The organism is Aeromonas sp. QDB14, assembly GCF_027707845.1.
GTDB lineage: Bacteria > Pseudomonadota > Gammaproteobacteria > Enterobacterales > Aeromonadaceae > Aeromonas > Aeromonas caviae.
Genome location: NZ_JAPCJD010000161.1, coordinates 1 through 2,206, shown reverse-complemented (window position 1 = coordinate 2,206; position 2,206 = coordinate 1). Strand labels below are relative to the sequence as shown.

The window sequence follows — 2,206 nt, the reverse complement described above, 5'->3', positions numbered from 1 at the left end:
AATCGGCTAAAACATGAAGAAATGAAATGACTGAGTCAGCCGAGAAGAATTTCCCCGCTTATTCGCACCTTCCCTAGTTCCCTTCTAGCAAGCTCCGGATGAGTTCGACACAAGTCATATGTTGCGACCTACCGCTCTGCTAGCACGGATGCATCCGAAATCAACTCAGCCAAGCTGTGTGCGTGGCTGGCAGCTGGGTTTGGTGGTAAAATATTTGGGTGTTGGGAGATCCCAACTATACACGACTATACACACCAAAAAAATCAATGTAAGTCATTGATTATTCGGCACTATTAGGTAGTGCCTTCCTGATTTGCAATCAGATAAAAGAGTCCAACATGTTCAGACCAGAATTGCTCTCCCCTGCCGGGACCCTCAAGAACATGCGCTACGCCTATGCCTATGGCGCAGACGCCGTCTATGCGGGCCAGCCGCGCTACAGCCTGCGGGTACGCAACAACGAATTCGATCACGAGAATCTGCAGCTCGGCATCAACGAGGCCCATGCCCTCGGCAAGCAGTTCTATGTGGTGGCCAACATTCAGCCCCACAACTCCAAGCTCAAGACCTTCATCCGCGACATGCGCCCTGTAGTGGATATGAAGCCGGATGCACTCATCATGTCCGATCCCGGTCTCATCATGATGATGCGCGAAGCCTTCCCCGACATGCCTATCCACCTCTCGGTGCAGGCCAACGCGGTCAACTGGGCCACGGTGAAGTTCTGGCATCAGATGGGACTGACCCGTGCCATCCTATCCCGCGAGCTGTCTCTCGACGAGATCGAGGAGATCCGCATGCAGGTGCCGGAGATGGAACTGGAAGTCTTCGTCCACGGGGCGCTGTGCATGGCCTACTCCGGCCGCTGCCTGCTCTCCGGCTACATCAACAAGCGTGACCCCAATCAGGGCACCTGCACCAACTCCTGCCGCTGGGAGTACAAGGTGCACGAGGGCAAGGAAGATGACGTGGGCCAGATCGTCCACCGCCAGGAGCCCATCGCCGTGCAAAAGGTGGATCCGACCCTGGGCGCAGGCAAGCCGACCGATGCCCTGGTGCTGCTGGAAGAGTCCAACCGCCCGGGCGAGTTCATGACTGCGTTTGAAGACGAGCACGGCACCTACATCATGAACTCCAAGGATCTGCGCGCCGTCGAGCACGTCGAGCGCCTGACCAAAATGGGCGTTCATTCGCTGAAAATCGAAGGCCGTACCAAGTCTTTCTACTACTGCGCCCGTACCGCCCAGGTCTATCGCAAGGCCATCGACGATGCGGTGGCTGGCCGTCCGTTCGATCCGACCCTGATGGGCACCCTCGAGAACCTGGCCCACCGCGGCTACACCGAGGGCTTCCTGCGCCGTCACAACCACAGCGAATACCAGAACTACGACTACGGTTACTCCGTCTCCGACACCCAGCAGTTCGTCGGCGAGATCACCGGTCGCAACGGTGACATGGTCGAAGTCGAGGTGAAGAACAAGTTCCTGCTGGGCAACAGCCTGGAGCTGATGACCCCCCAGGGCAACCTCAGCTTCAACCTGGAGCAGATGCAGAACCGCAAGGGCGAGCTCATCGACACCGCGCCGGGCAACGGCCACGTGGTCTACGTCCCGGTTCCCAAGGAGATCGACGTGAATTACGGCATCCTGCTGCGCAACCTCGGCGAGCGCGAGGATACCCGTCAACCTCACTCGGCGGCCTGAGATGGCACTGCTCATCACCGACAAGTGCATCAACTGTGACATGTGCGATCCGGAGTGTCCGAACCAGGCCATCACCCTGGGGAGCAAGATCTACGAGATAGACCCGGATCGCTGCACCGAATGCGTCGGCCACTATGAGAAGCCCACCTGCATCAGCGTCTGCCCCATCGACTGCATCATCTGGGATCCCGCCCATGTGGAGACCGAAGATCAGCTGATGGAAAAATTCGTGCGGATGCACAGGCAGTAGCTGTAGCACCTGCACCTGCATCAGCGTCTGCGCCCCATGGACGGCATCCTCCGGGATCCCATCCATCGGGTGGGAAACCGAAGATCAGCTGATGGAGAAATTCGTGCGGATGCACAGGCAGTCAGCGTCTGACACTCGCGGGTGCATTAGCCAGAAATAGAAAAAGCCGGGCATGCCCGCAATGCTGATCAGTTAAGGATCCATTGACCGATCCTTCTGCTGTAGGACAATCCGGAACCAATCACTAGTTCCG

2 protein-coding genes are annotated in these 2,206 nt (G+C 57.7%); both read left to right on the top strand.

Features of this window, described 5'->3' with window-relative positions:
- Positions 1 to 338 precede the first annotated feature (338 nt).
- Positions 339 to 1,703 (top strand): prephenate-dependent tRNA uridine(34) hydroxylase TrhP, encoded by a 1,365-nt coding sequence (trhP, locus tag PG887_RS22150; protein ID WP_010675357.1) that lies wholly within the window; start codon positions 339 to 341, stop codon positions 1,701 to 1,703.
- A 1-nt stretch (position 1,704) separates the two neighbouring features.
- On the top strand, positions 1,705 to 1,953 hold the full coding sequence (locus tag PG887_RS22145; protein WP_010675358.1) for a YfhL family 4Fe-4S dicluster ferredoxin: 249 nt from the start codon (positions 1,705 to 1,707) through the stop codon (positions 1,951 to 1,953).
- Positions 1,954 to 2,206 lie beyond the last annotated feature (253 nt).

Bases quoted from the DNA above. Each gene is read 5' to 3' on its own strand.
- trhP (WP_010675357.1), top strand. From the start codon at position 339: ATGTTCAGACCAGAATTGCTCTCCCCTGCCGGGACCCTCAAGAACATG.
- PG887_RS22145 (WP_010675358.1), top strand. From the start codon at position 1,705: ATGGCACTGCTCATCACCGACAAGTGCATCAACTGTGACATGTGCGAT.